The 16,031-nt window shown below is 44.0% G+C and carries 14 protein-coding genes, 1 rRNA gene and 1 riboswitch; all 15 genes read left to right on the forward strand.

What is annotated here, in order from left to right; all coding sequences use genetic code 11:
- A 5S ribosomal RNA gene (gene rrf / locus H4683_RS18120) occupies positions 1–95 on the forward strand; the annotation flags it as partial.
- A gap of 614 nt (positions 96–709) precedes the next feature.
- Positions 710–1,237: a DUF2179 domain-containing protein gene (locus H4683_RS18125; RefSeq protein WP_192600242.1), complete on the forward strand. Its 528-nt coding sequence runs from the start codon at positions 710–712 to the stop codon at positions 1,235–1,237.
- Positions 1,234–1,419, forward strand: a complete 186-nt coding sequence (locus H4683_RS18130) for an NETI motif-containing protein (RefSeq protein WP_192600243.1) — start codon at positions 1,234–1,236, stop codon at positions 1,417–1,419. The genes H4683_RS18125 and H4683_RS18130 overlap by 4 nt, the downstream gene beginning before the upstream one ends.
- An 89-nt stretch (positions 1,420–1,508) precedes the next feature.
- A riboswitch (purine riboswitch) is annotated at positions 1,509–1,608 on the forward strand.
- A gap of 254 nt (positions 1,609–1,862) precedes the next feature.
- On the forward strand, positions 1,863–2,351 hold the full coding sequence (gene purE / locus H4683_RS18135) for a 5-(carboxyamino)imidazole ribonucleotide mutase (RefSeq protein ID WP_192600244.1): 489 nt from the start codon (positions 1,863–1,865) through the stop codon (positions 2,349–2,351).
- Positions 2,348–3,466, forward strand: a complete 1,119-nt coding sequence (purK, locus tag H4683_RS18140; protein WP_192600245.1) for a 5-(carboxyamino)imidazole ribonucleotide synthase — start codon at positions 2,348–2,350, stop codon at positions 3,464–3,466. The genes purE and purK overlap by 4 nt, the downstream gene beginning before the upstream one ends.
- Positions 3,467–3,480: 14 nt before the next feature.
- A complete protein-coding gene (gene purB, locus H4683_RS18145; RefSeq protein ID WP_192600246.1) occupies positions 3,481–4,776 on the forward strand; it encodes an adenylosuccinate lyase in 1,296 nt (431 codons plus the stop codon).
- Positions 4,777–4,844: 68 nt separating this feature from the next.
- Positions 4,845–5,099 (forward strand): phosphoribosylformylglycinamidine synthase subunit PurS, encoded by a 255-nt coding sequence (gene purS, locus H4683_RS18150; protein ID WP_192600247.1) that lies wholly within the window; start codon positions 4,845–4,847, stop codon positions 5,097–5,099.
- On the forward strand, positions 5,096–5,782 hold the full coding sequence (purQ, locus tag H4683_RS18155) for a phosphoribosylformylglycinamidine synthase subunit PurQ (protein ID WP_192600248.1): 687 nt from the start codon (positions 5,096–5,098) through the stop codon (positions 5,780–5,782). Before purS ends, purQ begins: the two co-directional genes overlap by 4 nt.
- Positions 5,766–7,997: a phosphoribosylformylglycinamidine synthase subunit PurL gene (gene purL, locus H4683_RS18160; RefSeq protein WP_192600249.1), complete on the forward strand. Its 2,232-nt coding sequence runs from the start codon at positions 5,766–5,768 to the stop codon at positions 7,995–7,997. The genes purQ and purL overlap by 17 nt, the downstream gene beginning before the upstream one ends.
- On the forward strand, positions 7,973–9,394 hold the full coding sequence (gene purF, locus H4683_RS18165) for an amidophosphoribosyltransferase (RefSeq protein ID WP_192600250.1): 1,422 nt from the start codon (positions 7,973–7,975) through the stop codon (positions 9,392–9,394). The genes purL and purF overlap by 25 nt, the downstream gene beginning before the upstream one ends.
- A 15-nt stretch (positions 9,395–9,409) precedes the next feature.
- Positions 9,410–10,468 (forward strand): phosphoribosylformylglycinamidine cyclo-ligase, encoded by a 1,059-nt coding sequence (gene purM, locus H4683_RS18170; RefSeq protein WP_192600251.1) that lies wholly within the window; start codon positions 9,410–9,412, stop codon positions 10,466–10,468.
- Positions 10,465–11,037, forward strand: coding sequence for a phosphoribosylglycinamide formyltransferase (gene purN / locus H4683_RS18175; protein ID WP_192600252.1), 573 nt, complete (start codon positions 10,465–10,467; stop codon positions 11,035–11,037). The genes purM and purN overlap by 4 nt, the downstream gene beginning before the upstream one ends.
- Positions 11,038–11,095: 58 nt before the next feature.
- Positions 11,096–12,631, forward strand: a complete 1,536-nt coding sequence (purH, locus tag H4683_RS18180; protein WP_192600253.1) for a bifunctional phosphoribosylaminoimidazolecarboxamide formyltransferase/IMP cyclohydrolase — start codon at positions 11,096–11,098, stop codon at positions 12,629–12,631.
- Between the two features lie 13 nt (positions 12,632–12,644).
- Positions 12,645–13,904 (forward strand): phosphoribosylamine--glycine ligase, encoded by a 1,260-nt coding sequence (purD, locus tag H4683_RS18185; protein WP_192600254.1) that lies wholly within the window; start codon positions 12,645–12,647, stop codon positions 13,902–13,904.
- A 408-nt stretch (positions 13,905–14,312) separates the two neighbouring features.
- Positions 14,313–16,031: an adenine deaminase C-terminal domain-containing protein gene (locus tag H4683_RS18190; protein WP_192600255.1), complete on the forward strand. Its 1,719-nt coding sequence runs from the start codon at positions 14,313–14,315 to the stop codon at positions 16,029–16,031.

Consider the following 16,031-nt stretch of genomic DNA (forward strand, 5'->3'; position numbering starts at 1 on the left):
GTCACACCCGTTCCCATCCCGAACACGGAAGTTAAGCTCTTCAGCGCCGATGGTAGTTGGGGGTTTCCCCCTGCAAGAGTAGGACGTCGCCAGGCGCAAGGTCATTGCCAATAGGTAGTGGCTTTTTTATTTGTCTATCTATATCATTAACTAAAAAAATAATCCTATATAAGTTCATTAAAATTTGCTGTTTGTAAGGCCACTACTCTTAGTGGTCTATTTTTTTGAAAAAATTTAAGGGCGTTTCGAATAATTTTCTTGCAAGCGACTGATAACCTTGGAGAAGCGACCAATCCCGCTACTAAAGCGACTGATTATCAAAATAAGCGACCAATCTCACTGTTCAAGCGACCAACTATCAAAATAAGCGACCAATTGCGCTACTCAAGCGACTGATTATCAAAATAAGAGACCAATCCCACTGTTCAAGCGACCAATTATCAAAATAAGCGACCAATTGCGCTACTCAAGCGACTGATTATCAAAATAAGCGACCAATCTCACTGTTCAAGCGACCAATTATCAAAATAAGCGACCAATCCGGCTGCTCAAGCGACCAATTATCAAAATAAGCGACCAATCCCGCTGCTCAAGCATTCCCCAATCTTACTTTGAAGCGTCATTCTATACCTCGAACAGTACTCAATCCCTTGAAATTTCCCAAGTTTCCATATAAGATGATAGCTACTTCATGAAAGGGGTGCCCGCAATGCAAATGGTACTCATCATATTTGCTATCAATGTTGTGTATGTTACGTTTTTCACCGTCCGCATGATTTTGACGTTGAAAGGGTATAGATATATCGCAGCCGCCGTTAGCATGGTGGAAATTGTTATTTATGTCGTAGGACTTGATTTAGTACTTGGTAACTTAGATAAAATTCAAAATTTAGTAGCTTATGCCATAGGATATGGATGTGGTGTCATTATAGGTTCGAAAATTGAGGAGAAGCTAGCACTTGGTTATATTACTGTGAATGTGATTACATCTGAAGAAAATTTGAAATTACCAGCAATACTTAGGGAAAAAGGCTATGGTGTGACAGATTGGTCGGCTAATGGTCTTGATGGTAACCGATCAGCTATGCAGATTCTAACTCCACGTAAATATGAATTGAAGCTTTACGTTACAATTAAAGAAATAGATCCTAAGGCGTTTATTATTGCGTATGAAGCGAAGACAATACATGGAGGTTTCTGGGTGAAGACTGTACGGAAAGGGAAGTTGTTTAAATGAGTAAGAAGACAGTGTGGTTTGAAGTGGAAGAAGGAGAAAGTATTGATGATTGCTTAAAGAGAATGGCTTCTGCTGGCTATACGGTCACCGGAAGAAAAGAAGAGCCAATGTTCACAGAGGTGGACGGAGAATATGTGCCAGTTAGGCAACTTATCCGGTTCAAAGGAACACTTACTGACTAGAAGTCTGATAAAAAGACGAACGATTTTAAAATATAATAAAAAATTGTTCGCCTTTTTACATTGACGAATACACTATTACTTGATAAAATATGTAGAGTAATAAGAATCCCCATATATTCTGAGGAATTGGCCTCAGTGTTTCTACTAGGGCACCGTAATGCCTGGACTATGAGGGAAAGCGAATTCTCTGGGAGTAACAGCGAAAGGTGTGTGGGTACCGATAGGTGCAACCATCTTAAGCATATTTAATTATCCTTGAATGTTCTGCTTTTCATGCATATGAAGAGCGGTTTATTCGGGATTTTTTGATTTTAACTTAATCTAGCAGAAGTTTCTCACTTCTATAAGTGGGGAAATGAATACAAAATATGTAGGACGTGACGATTTCATTTGTCAGTTTTGTTCTCAACTTTGAATAGTGTTTAAAAAGGAGCAGATATTAAGTGGGATTTAAAATCGGCGTTATTATGGGAAGTAAAAGTGATTGGGAAACGATGAAACATACTTGTGAGATTTTGGATGAGCTAAAGGTACCCTATGAGAAAAAGGTTGTCTCCGCACATCGTACACCAGATTTCATGTTTGAATATGCGGAACAAGCACAAGGACGCGGAATAGAAGTCATTATTGCAGGGGCTGGTGGTGCAGCTCACTTACCGGGAATGGTAGCGGCGAAAACATTACTACCTGTTATTGGAGTGCCAGTTCAGTCGAAAGCGTTGAATGGGATGGATTCCCTTCTGTCAATTGTTCAGATGCCGGGGGGCGTTCCGGTTGCGACAGTGTCTATTGGAAAAGCGGGAGCAGTGAATGCGGGACTTCTCGCGGCGCAGATCTTAGGTGTCCACGACAATGACTTAATGAGACGAATTGAAGAGCGCCGAAACAACATGCGAGATAGCGCATTGGAAAGTAGCGGTGATTTAGTGTGAAAACAATTTTACCGGGACAAACAATCGGAATTATCGGTGGTGGACAGCTTGGACGGATGATGGGTCTTGCTGCAAAGGAAGCGGGATTCAAAATTGCAGTACTTGATCCAACAATGGATTCGCCCTGTGGACAAATTGCTGATATTCGAATTGTTGCTCCATACGATGATGAGGCGGCACTTCAAGAACTTGCCGAGGTGAGCGATATTATCACCTATGAATTTGAAAATATCGACTACGATGGCCTGAAGCGTCTTACACAAATCGCGCATGTTCCCCAAGGCGCTGAGCTTGTACGTATTACACAAAATCGGATCAATGAAAAAGCTGAAATCAGAACTTCAGGTGCTCCAGTCGCCAATTATATAGAGGCACAAACTTTTGATGAATTAAAAGATAAAATAGCTGAAGTAGGATTCCCTTGTATCGTTAAGACAGCATTTGGGGGCTATGACGGCAAAGGGCAAGTGAAGCTTGATTCGGCACAACAAATCGCTGAAGCAGAATCATTGTTCACCCATTCTGCATGTATTGTAGAAGCTTTTATACCGTTCACAAAGGAAATTTCAGTCATCATACAACGCAATGCGGCGGGACAATCCTATTGTCTGCCTATTGCTGAAAATATTCATAAAAATCATATCCTTCACGAATCAATCATACCGGCGCGAGTAAGTCCAAACATCATTATACAGGCTGAGGAAGCCGCGACGAAAATTGCAGATCACCTTGAACTTGTAGGAACATTAGCGGTTGAAATGTTCGTTCTCGAAAATGGAGAAATCATTATCAATGAATTGGCACCAAGGCCACATAACTCAGGGCATTATTCGATTGAGGCTTGCAACGTTTCGCAATTTCACCAGCATGTCCGTGCTGTTTGTGGATGGCCGCTACGAAAACCGAAACTATGGGCACCGTGCATCATGGTGAACGTACTTGGGGAACATGTAGCTCCGCTTAAAAAAGTTGTTATGAATTACCCTGATTGGTCGATTCATCTCTATGGTAAATCAGAAGCGAAAGAAAAGCGCAAAATGGGGCATGTTACCATCATGACTGACCAAATTGAAAAAACGTTAAAAGAAATCGATGCGACAGGTATTTGGGCTTAATAGGAGGAAACCATATGATAGAGCGTTACACCCGTCCGGAAATGGCCGCAGTATGGTCTGAGCAAAATAAATACGAGGCTTGGCTTGAAGTGGAAATACTAGCATGTGAAGCATGGGCGGAACTTGGTGATATTCCTAAAGAGGACGTAACAGAAATTCGTAAGAAGGCGACATTTTCAGTAGATCGTATCTTAGAAATCGAGAAGGAAACGCGTCATGACGTTGTTGCCTTCACTCGTGCGGTGTCTGAAACGCTAGGTGACGAACGGAAATGGGTCCATTATGGCTTGACTTCAACAGATGTTGTCGATACGGCGCTATCGTATGTTCTCCAGCAGGTAAATCACATCATTAGAAAAGATCTTGAAAATTTCATCTCAGTCCTTGCGGATAAAGCAAAAGAACATAAGTACACAGTCATGATGGGCAGGACGCACGGTGTACATGCCGAACCGACTACCTTTGGACTGAAATTGGCACTCTGGTATGAAGAAATGAAACGTAATCTGGAGCGTTTTGAAGCGGCGGCGAAATCTGTCGAAGCAGGGAAAATTTCAGGTGCTGTTGGTACATACGCGAACATCAATCCATTTGTTGAACAATATGTATGTGACAAGCTTGGCCTGACAGCTGCTCCGATTTCTACACAAACTTTGCAGAGGGATCGTCATGCTCATTATATGTCGACAATCGCACTCATCGCGACATCGATTGAGAAATTTGCTGTCGAAATTCGTGGCCTCCAAAAATCGGAAACACGCGAAGTTGAAGAGTTCTTTGCCAAAGGTCAAAAAGGTTCATCCGCGATGCCACATAAACGCAATCCAATCGGTTCTGAGAACATGGCGGGTCTTGCACGTCTCATCCGAGGCTATATGCTGACAGCGTATGAAAACGTTCCACTCTGGCATGAACGGGATATTTCCCACTCATCAGCAGAACGTGTTATCTTACCGGATGCGACAATCGCATTGAACTATATGCTAAATCGATTTTCGAATATCGTGAAAAACTTGACGGTGTTCCCTGATAATATGAAACGAAATATGGATCGCACACATGGGCTCATTTATTCCCAACGTGTCCTTCTTTCTTTGATCGATAAAGGGATGTCACGTGAGGCGGCATACGACACAGTCCAACCGCTCGCCATGGAATCTTGGGATAAAGAACAATCATTCCGTGAACTTGTTGCTGCCAATGAAACAGTAAAGGTACATTTAACTGAAGATGATTTGAATGATTGCTTCGATTATATGTACCACTTGCAATATGTAGATATCATTTTCAAAAGGCTCCGTCTTGATTGATTAAATGAAGGACGGCAGCTTTTCAACATTTCAATAACCAATCTAATACCATTTGGGAGGAAAAAGACATGACAAAAGTAAACGTATACGTAACACTTCGTGAAAGTGTAGTAGATCCACAGGGAATTGCGACGAAAGAAGCACTGAAAACGATGGGGTATAACGAAGTCGAAAATGTCCGTATCGGTAAATTGATCGAACTTGAATTAGATGGATCAGCTACAGAAATCGATGCACGTGTCAAAGAAATGTGTGATAAGCTGCTTATCAATAAAGTGATTGAAGACTATCGCTATGAAATCGGGGAGGTCGCGGGCAAATGAAGTTCGCTATTCTAGTATTTCCTGGATCTGGTTGTGACATCGACATGTACCATGCAGTAAAGGACGTCATTGGAAATGAAGCAGAGTACGTCGGGCATATGGAAGCTGACCTTGAACGCTTTGACGCGGTACTTATTCCAACCGGTGCATCATATGGAGACTATCTCCGCCCTGGTGCATTGGCGCAAACTTCACCAGCAATCGACAGCTTGAAAGCATTCGCCGCTTCAGGTAAACCGGTTCTTGGTGTGGGCAATGGTTTTCAAATTCTTACTGAAGCAGGCCTTTTACCAGGTGCTTTTTTGCGCAATAAAGGATTGAAATTCAGATCAGGCAAAGCCGTGTTGACAGTACAAAACATAGACACACCATTTACCGCAGATTATAAAAACGGACAACAAATTACATTACCGTTTGCACATCAATACGGCAATTACTTTTTGGATGAAGGAACAGTTTCTGAACTAAAACAGAGCAATCGCATCGTCTTTACATATGCGGATAGCAATGTTGATGGTAGCACGGAAGCAATCGCTGGTGTATTGAATGAGCAAGGGAATGTGCTTGGCATGATGCCACTTCCTGAACGAGCAGTCGAGGAAATTATTGGGGGTACAGATGGATTGCCTCTATTCAATTCAATCTTGAAAAGGTGGAGTGAAAACAATGTCAGCAATGTATGAGCCGAATGCACAACAAATCAAAAATGAGAAGTTGTATCGCCAAATGGGAATGACCGATGAAGAATTCGAACGTGCAGTAGGTATGTTGGGCCGACTTCCGAACTATACGGAAACGGGTTTATTCTCCGCACTGTGGTCTGAACATTGTTCATATAAAAGCTCGAAGCCAGTACTCCGCAAATTCCCGACGAAGGGTTCACGTGTCCTTCAAGGTCCAGGGGAAGGAGCAGGGATTGTTGACATAGGTGACAATCAAGCTGCTGTATTCAAAATGGAATCGCATAACTCTCCTTCTGCAATTGATCCATTCATTGGTGCAGCAACAGGCGCAGGTGGTGTTCTACGTGATGTATTTTCAATGGGCGCACGCCCTGTAGCGCTCGTCAACTCTCTTCGTTTCGGAGATCTATCGGATGCACGCGACCGTTATTTATTCGAAGAAGCGGTTTCGGGGATTGCTAGTTACGGAAATATCATCGGTATTCCTACGATTGCCGGAGAAGTACAGTTCGACAATTGTTATTCTAAACGACCACTTGTCAATGCAATGGCTGTTGGATTGTTAAATCATGAGGATATTCAAAAAGGGATTGCTTCTGGTGTTGGCAATAGCGTGATGTATGCGGGTGCAAAAACGGGTCGTGACGGAATTCATGGTGCGACTATGTCTTCAGCTGAAGTATCGGTTGATGTAGAAGCGGAATTGCCGGTAATGCAAGCAGGTGACCCATTCCTTGAAAAGCTTGTGATGGAAGCATGTCTTGAGCTTGTAAAATCGGATGCATTAATTGGTATTCAAGATATGGGCGCCGCAGGACTTACATCTTCAGCTGCTGAAATGGCGTCAAAAGCAGGTTACGGTGTTGAAATGAACCTTGACCTTGTGCCGCAACGTGAAGAAGGAATGACGGCGTATGAAATGATGTTGTCAGAATCACAAGAGCGGATGCTAATCGTCGTGAAAAAAGGCCGTGAACAAGAAGTAATTGATTTATTCACAAGATATGACATTGAAGCGGTATCAATCGGTAAAGTAACGGATGATAAAATGCTTCGTCTCCTTCATAAAGGTGAACTAGTTGCGGAAGTTTCAGCCGATGCACTTGCTGAAGATGCTCCGGTTTATAATAAAAAATCCGAAGAACCGGCCTATTTCAGAGAGTTCCAAGCAATGGAAATGATAGAGCCTGTTGTTGAAGATTTGAATGAAACATTAACAGCTCTACTAAAACGCCCAACAATCGCTTCGAAAGAGTGGGTATATAATCAGTTCGATACACATGCTCGACGTAATACAGTTGTTGCACCAGGTTCTTCTGCGGGTGTTATTCGTGTGGATGGAACAAATAAAGGACTTGCGATGACAGCTGATTGTAACTCCCGTTATGTGTACCTCGATCCGGAAACGGGCGGGAAAATCGCAATTGCTGAAGCAGCACGAAATCTCGTTTGTTCAGGGGCAGAGCCAATCGCAGTTACAGATTGTTTGAACTTTGGTAGTGCGGACAAGCCGGAAGTATTTTGGCAGTTTGAGAAATCAGCTGACGGAATTTCAGATGCATGTCGCAAGTTGAATGCACCGGTTATTAGTGGGAACGTATCCTTGTCAAACGAAGTAAACGGCGTTCCAATCTACCCGACACCAACGATTGGTATGGTTGGTCTGGTCCACGATTTATCTCAAGTAACAACAACTGAATTCAAAAATGCTGGTGATGCCATTTACTTGATCGGTGAAACAGCAATGGATTTCGGTGGTAGTGAATTGCAACAGATGACTGAAGGGAAGATTTTCGGTAAAGCACCGTCAATTGACCTTGATGTTGAGGCGGCACGTCAAAAAGGATTGCTCACTGCAATTCAAAACAAACTTGTCGCATCCGCAACGGATTTATCTGAAGGTGGATTCGCGATTGCACTTTGTGAGAAAGCGTTCGGAGCAGAAGGTCTTGGTGCGGAAGTTAGTATTTCTGGTTCTGCTGTCACAGCTCTATTCAGCGAAACACAATCCCGCTTCCTTGTCACTGTGAAGAATGAAAACGCAGAAGCATTTGAGAAAGCTGTGAAAGATGCAGTGAAAATCGGTCGGGTAACAGCTAGCGATAAAATCATCATTAAAGGCGATGGAGATACGGTTTTAATTGACGGGACGGTAAATGAATTCCGTTCTGCTTGGAAAGGGGCAATTCAATGCTTGCTGAACTCAGAGGCTTAAACGAAGAGTGCGGCGTGTTTGGTATTTGGGGTCATGAAGGTGCAGCGCAGATCAGTTATTATGGTCTGCATGCATTGCAACACCGAGGGCAAGAAGGCGCTGGAATCGTTACGAAAGAAGGCAAAAAGTTTCATGTGATTAAAGGCGAAGGTCTTGTCAATGAAGTGTTTTCAGGTAACCAAATAAATGACTTAAAAGGAAATTCCGCAATTGGACAAGTGCGCTATTCTACAGAAAACGGCCGCGGAATTGAAAATGTTCAGCCGCTCGTTTTCCGTTCCACGACGGGAAGTCTTTCTGTCGCTCATAATGGAAATATCGTGAATGCGGTCGAACTGCGAGAGCATCTTGAACGTCAAGGTAGTATTTTTCAGACGAATTCTGATACAGAAGTGCTGGCGCATTTAATTAAGAAAAGCAGCGGTTCCTTAACGCAGCGCGACCGTGTGAAAAAAGCATTGTCGATGTTAAAAGGTGCGTTTGCGTTTGTTATCTTGACTGATGATGGATTAATGGTCGCGCAGGATCCGAACGGTCTTCGTCCACTATCCCTTGGGAAACTAGGGGATGCATGGGTTGTAGCATCTGAGACATGTGCGTTCGATATTATCGGAGCGGAATGGATTCGATCGGTAGAGCCGGGAGAACTCATTATTATTAATGATAAAGGCCTTCAGTCGGACCGCTTTGCGCAAGCCGCGGACCCGGCTATGTGCTCGATGGAATACGTCTATTTTGCACGCCCCGATTCTGATATTGACGGTATTAATATCCACTCAGCGCGGAAACGTTGCGGCAAGCGACTTGCACGTGAAGTACATATCGAAGCGGATGTTGTTACAGGTGTACCAGATTCAAGTATCTCAGCGGCTATTGGATTTTCTGAGGAAAGCGGAATTCCGTATGAACTTGGGCTTATCAAAAATCGTTACGTTGGGCGTACGTTCATCCAACCGTCACAGGAGTTGCGTGAAAAAGGCGTGAAGATGAAACTTTCACCAGTGCGTCAAGTTGTGAACGGTAAAAGAGTTGTCATGGTGGATGACTCGATTGTTCGCGGCACTACGTCGAAAAGGATTGTCAATCTGTTGAAAGAAGCGGGTGCAACGGAAGTTCACGTCGTGATTGCGTCTCCACCGCTTGTCAGTCCGTGTTTTTATGGGGTTGATATTAGTACGGACTCAGAATTGATTGCTACAAACCGGACGATTGACGAAATTCGGGAACTCATCGGCGCAGATTCGCTTACATTTCTATCTGCTGAAGGGATGCTTGAAGCAATTGGCCGGCCAGATAATACGAAGAATTGCGGACAATGCCTTGCATGTTTTACTGGGGAATATCCAACGGAAATCTATTCGGATACTGTAATGCCACATAAGAAAGAAATTGTTTGATAGGGGGACATTTGCATGTCGAAGGCTTATGAAAACGCGGGTGTAAATATCGAAGCTGGTTACGAGTCAGTTGAACGGATGAAATCACATGTTGCACGGACGGCACGAAAAGGTGTTGTGGGCACATTTGGCGGTTTTGGCGGTATGTTCGATCTTTCCGCGCTGAACTATAAGGAACCTGTTCTCATTTCAGGCACGGATGGTGTCGGAACGAAGTTGAAATTGGCTTTTATGGCAGATAAGCATGACACAATCGGAATTGACTGTGTCGCGATGTGTGTGAATGACATCGTTGCACAAGGTGCAGAACCACTCTATTTCCTCGATTATATTGCACTTGGGAAAGCAGTTCCTGAAAAAGTTGAAGCAATCGTAAAAGGAATTGCGGACGGTTGTGTCCAATCAGGCGCTGCACTTATTGGCGGCGAAACGGCAGAAATGCCAGGACTTTATGAAATCGATGAGTATGACCTTGCAGGCTTTGCGGTTGGCGCATGTGAAAAAAGTAAAATCGTGACGGGTGAAAAAGTTACAGAGGGCGATGTTCTTGTTGGGATTGCTTCTAGTGGAATTCATTCCAACGGCTACTCACTTGTACGTAAGATTGTTATTGAAGACCAAGGTTGCAAAATTGATAGTCTGATTGCAGGCTATGAAGACCTTGGAACTGTTGGTGATGCGCTACTTGAACCAACAAAAATCTACGCGAAACCGGTTCTTCAAATGCATGCTGAACTTGATATTCACTCGATGGGTCATATTACAGGCGGCGGCTTCTTTGAAAACTTGCCACGCATGCTGGTAGATGGGTTCGGAGCAGAAATTAACCTCGGTTCATGGCCGGTACTTCCTGTTTTCAAAATGCTGAAAGAAAAAGGCGCCTTATTGGATAAAGACCTTTACAGCGTATTCAATATGGGGATTGGCTTTGTCGTAGCACTTCCAGCTGCTGAAGCGGCTCGTGCTATCCAAATTGCAATTGAACACGGTGAAGATGCATTCGAGATTGGCCGCATAGTTTCTGGTGAAGGTGTTACATTCACGGGCGACCATGACGGGAGTCTAGTGGAATGACCCGAAAAGTTAAAATTGCCGTTTTCGCATCTGGAAGCGGTAGTAATTTCGGAGCAATCGAAGAGGCATGCAGAAACGGTGCGCTACATGCTGAAATCGTTGTTATGGTGACGAATAAGCCTGACGCGTACGTCGTTGAACGAGCAAAAAAAGCGGGTATTCAAGTCGCTGCATTCTGTCCGAAAGATTTTAGCACGAAGGACGCGTATGAGGAAGCAATCCTTGGCACACTTCGTGAAGTCGATGTGGAATGGCTTATTCTTGCGGGGTATATGCGTCTCATTGGGCAGCACCTTCTTTCGGCATATCCTTCACGCATCGTCAATATCCACCCATCACTCCTTCCTTCATTTCCGGGAAAAGATGCGATTGGACAAGCGATTGAACAGGGTGTGAAAATAACCGGCGTCACCGTCCACCTTGTTGATGAAGGAATGGATACCGGACCGATTCTTGCACAACGCGCTGTTGCAGTTATCGATGGAGATGTAGATAAAACGGCTGAAGCCATTCATGCGGTTGAACATGAGCTATATAAAGAGACATTGATCGAACTTTTTAGCCGGTAAATATGCCGGTTTTTATTCTATAAAAGTATGTGAAGTTAGAAATTGGAGGGTTTTATTCGTGAAGAAACGTGCTTTGTTAAGTGTATCGGACAAAAGCGGGCTATTGGAATTTGCGCAAGCGTTAGAAGGTCTTGGCTTTGAATTATTATCTACCGGTGGAACGATGAAACATTTGAAAGATAACGGTGTTGCGGTAACGGCTGTTGATGAAGTAACAGGCTTTCCTGAAATTATGGAAGGTCGTGTGAAAACGCTCAACCCAATGATCCACGGAGGATTGCTTGCGAAACAAGACGACCTAGCACATCAAGCGCAAATGAAAGAGCATGGTATCCAGCCAATCGATATCGTTTGTGTTAATCTGTATCCGTTCAAAGAAACGATTTCAAAACCGGATGTATCAGTTGACGATGCAATTGAAAACATTGATATAGGCGGACCTGCAATGCTTCGTGCATCTGCGAAAAACCATGCATATGTCACAGTTATTGTCGATGCAGCGGATTACGAGAATGTTCTTTCTGAATTAACAGCAGATGGAAAAACGACACTAGAAACACGTCGCAAACTTGCAGCTAAGGTGTTCCGTCATACAGCAGCTTATGATGCGCTGATTGCAGGTTTCATAACAGACCTTACAGGCGAAGAATTCCCTGAACAAGTAACCTATACATACGAATTGAAACAACAGCTCCGTTACGGAGAAAACCCGCATCAAAAAGCAGCGTTCTACAGCCGTCCACTTGGCTCGGACTTCTCGATTGCATACGCAAATCAGCTGCATGGCAAAGAACTTTCATACAACAATATCCAAGATGCGAATGCAGCGATTCAAATCGTTAAAGAGTTCGACAAAGCGGCAGCTGTTGCAGTGAAACATATGAACCCATGTGGTGTCGGAACAGGTACAACGATTTTCGATGCATTTACAAAAGCTTATGAAGCGGATTCCATGTCTATCTTTGGCGGCATCGTTGCATTGAATCGTGAAGTGGACGCTGCTACTGCTGAGAAGTTAGCGGGAATCTTCCTTGAAATCATTATCGCACCTTCATTTTCGGATGAAGCACTTGAAGTCTTGACACGGAAGAAAGATATCCGTTTACTGACAATTTTGTTTGATCAAAATAATAAAGACAAATGGAATACAGTCTCCGTTGAAGGCGGACTGCTCATGCAAGAACCTGATGCATACGGATTTGCGGATGCGGATATTCGAGTCGCAACAGATCGCGAACCAACAGAAGTAGAATGGGAAGCGATGAAACTCGGTTGGGCTGTTGTCAAACATGTGAAATCGAATGCAATCGTTGTTACAGATGACCATATGACACTTGGTGTCGGTGCAGGGCAGATGAACCGTGTGGGAGCAGCGAATATCGCGCTAACACAAGCGGGGGAACGTGCTAAAGGTGCAGCACTTGCGTCGGACGCATTCTTCCCGATGGATGATACTGTCGAGGCGGCAGCGAAAGCGGGCATTACAGCAATCATTCAACCGGGTGGCTCAAAGAAAGATGCAGATTCGATTAAGAAAGCGAATGAATACGGCATCGCCATGGTATTCACAGGCGTCCGTCACTTCAAACATTGAGGAGGGAAATGCATTGAAAGTACTCGTTATCGGGAGTGGCGGTCGTGAACATGCAATCGCAAAGCAATTTAACGACTCCCCTACAGTGACTAAAGTATTTGTTGCTCCAGGAAATGATGGCATGAAAAGTGATTGCGAATGCGTACAAATTGACTCGATGGATTTCGTAGCACTTGCATCATTCGCCAAAGAAAATAATGTGGATTTGACATTTGTCGGTCCTGAGCAACCGCTTGCCGAAGGAATTGTCGATTATTTCAATGAATGTGGATTGATGATTTTTGGCCCAACGAAAGCGGCAGCACAAATTGAGGGAAGTAAATCTTTCGCAAAAGAGCTTATGGTGAAATACGTGATTCCAACAGCTAGTTATGGTACGTTTACAGATGCTAAGAAAGCGAAAGAATATATACGTGAACAAGGGGCTCCAATCGTCGTCAAGGCGGATGGTCTTGCAGCGGGGAAAGGCGTTATCGTAGCGATGACGTTGGATGAAGCGCTGGATGCGGTTGATGATATGATTGGCAATCAAAAATTTGGTGAGTCATCATCTCGCGTCGTTATTGAGGAGTTCCTAGAAGGCGAAGAGTTTTCATATATGTCGTTCGTCCATGACGGGCAGATTTACCCGATGGTTATCGCGCAAGATCATAAGCGTGCATTCGATGGTGATCTCGGACCGAATACGGGCGGCATGGGTGCGTACTCCCCTGTGCCACAGATTTCGGACGCTATCGTGAAAGAAGCGTTTAACAAAGTCGTTGTTCCGACTATAGAAGCAATGGCGATGGAAGGAACACCATTTACAGGTATTCTGTATGCAGGGCTTATCCTGACTGCAGATGGTCCGAAAACAATTGAATTCAACGCACGTTTTGGCGATCCAGAAACGCAGGTTGTTCTTCCGCGGATGGCTTCTGATTTCGGTGAATTCATGATGGCGCTCATGGAGAGTAGGCCCTATGAGTTGGAATGGCATGATGAAGCGATGTTAGGTGTTGTCATTGCGGCGGATGAGTATCCGGGGGAAGTTGTGAAAGGTGCTGAACTTCCTGATTTGAATGTTTTATCTAAAGCGGGACTCGACGTTTTCCATGCAGGAACAAAATCGAATGGAACCGGCTTTGTCGGCAACGGCGGGCGCGTTATCCTAATTGCTACAAAAGCAGAATCATTGAAAGAAGCACAGGAAAAGGTCTACAATGGTCTATCCAATCTTCAATGGGACGGCTTCTTTTACCGGAAAGACATCGGTTGGCGTACGTTTGATTAAATAAAAGGACTGTATTCTCTAAAGAGAATGCAGTCCTTTTTTAAGGGAAAGGAAAGTATACGTTTTCCGCCAACATAAACTACGGGATTGCGGCACAAGCGACCAATCCCACATGCGAAGCGACTAATTTTGCGGCGCGAGCGACTAATCCCACATGCGAAGCGACTAATCTTTCGCACAAGCGACCAATATCACATGCGAAGCGACTAATCTTGCGGCGCAAGCGACCAATCCCACATAAGAAGCGACTAATCTTGCAGCGTAAGCGACCAATCCCACAGATCTTTCGCTTATTTTGTATTGAATTTTCACTTTATCTATCAGAACTTCTCCATACGTCTACTTTTCTTGTTCACGCTATGCTACGATAATTAGTAGGAAAGTGTGGAAATAGAAGGAGAGAGTTGCATGTGGGAAAACTATGAAATACAACAGCAGATTGAAATAATAAACGGCAAAAAAGCGCCAGATCTCATTATTATCAATGCCGAATATTTACACTCTATCTATAAAAAATGGGTAATGGGAAACATTTGGGTGGCAGGTGACCGGATCGTCTATGCCGGAAAGGAAATGCCAGCGATTACGATAGGGGCCGAAATCGTCGATGCAACAGGGAAGAAAATTGTACCTGGTTACATCGAACCGCATGTCCATCCATTTCAATTGTACAACCCCCAAACGTTTGCGGATTATGCAGCGCAGCTTGGGACAACAACATTTATTGCGGATAATCTTATTTTGTTTATGATGCTTAACAATGAACAATCATTTTCCATTCTCGATCAATTGAATGCGCTGCCATTTTCATTTTACTGGTGGGCACGGTTGGATTCGCAAACAGTTCTACAAAACGAAGCTGATTTGTTTAATCTGGAATCGATTGCGGAGTGGTTGAAACGTCCGGAAGTACTCGTGGGTGGAGAGCTGACAGGATGGCCACGCCTGTTAGGAGGCGACCCGAATATGCTTGCATCACTCACTGCTGCGAAATTGGCGGGCAAAAAGATTGAAGGGCATTTTCCGGGTGCTTCTGAACGGACGCTTGCACGGATGCGCCTTCTTGGGACAGATGGGGACCATGAAGCAATGACTATCGAAGAGGTCGAGACGCGACTTCTCCATGGCTATGGTGTGACATTGCGCCACTCGTCTATTCGACCGGATTTGCCGCAATTACTGAAAGACCTTATCGATAAAGGGCTAGATGTGTTTGATCATCTGATGATGACGACGGATGGTTCCACACCCTCGTTCCATATCGATGGTGTGATGGACAAATGTATCCGTGTAGCGCTTGATGCAGGAGTGTCTCCGGTCAATGCCTACCAGATGGCGTCGTACAATATTGCTCGCTATTATGATATAACTGATTTACACGGTGTCATTGCAACAGGCCGTTACGCAACATTTAATTTCCTAGAGGATGAGTACAATCCTGTACCAACGGATGTTTTATCGAAAGGGAAATGGTTGAAACGTGAGGGTGTGTCGACAGAACCGTTAGAAAAAATCGATTGGTCCGTAATCGAGGCATTCACTCTTGACTTCGATTTGGATGAATCTGATTTTATATTTAATCATCCAATCGGTATTGAAATGGTGAACGACGTTATTACAAAACCTTATTCGATTACAGTCGATGTAACCGAAGACAAACTTGCTGATGATCATGATGAAAGCTACCTTATGCTCGTGGATCGTAATGGCAAATGGCGCGTCAATACGCTAATTAAAGGTTTTGCTACAAGTGTTCAAGGCTTTGCATCGTCTTATTCGAATACTGGAGACATAATCCTAATCGGGAAAGACAAGAAAGAAATGCTGAATGCATTCTATGAAATCAAGCGAATCGGCGGTGGAATGGTGCTTATTGAAAATGGTAGTGCCGCAGTGACGATCCCCTTACCAATCGCTGGTGGATTATCTATGGAACCAGTTGAAAAGTTGATTGTACAGGAGCTTAACCTGAAAAGTGCGCTTGCGGAACGTGGATACCAACATGGCGATGCAGTGTATACCTTCTTGTTCCTACAATCAACACACTTGCCCTATATACGTATTACACAGTTGGGATTATATGATGTTATGAAAAATGAAGTAATTATTCCGGCAGTCGGAAGGTAG

Source organism: Sporosarcina limicola, from assembly GCF_014873855.1.
Taxonomy (GTDB): Bacteria; Bacillota; Bacilli; order Bacillales_A; family Planococcaceae; genus Sporosarcina; species Sporosarcina limicola.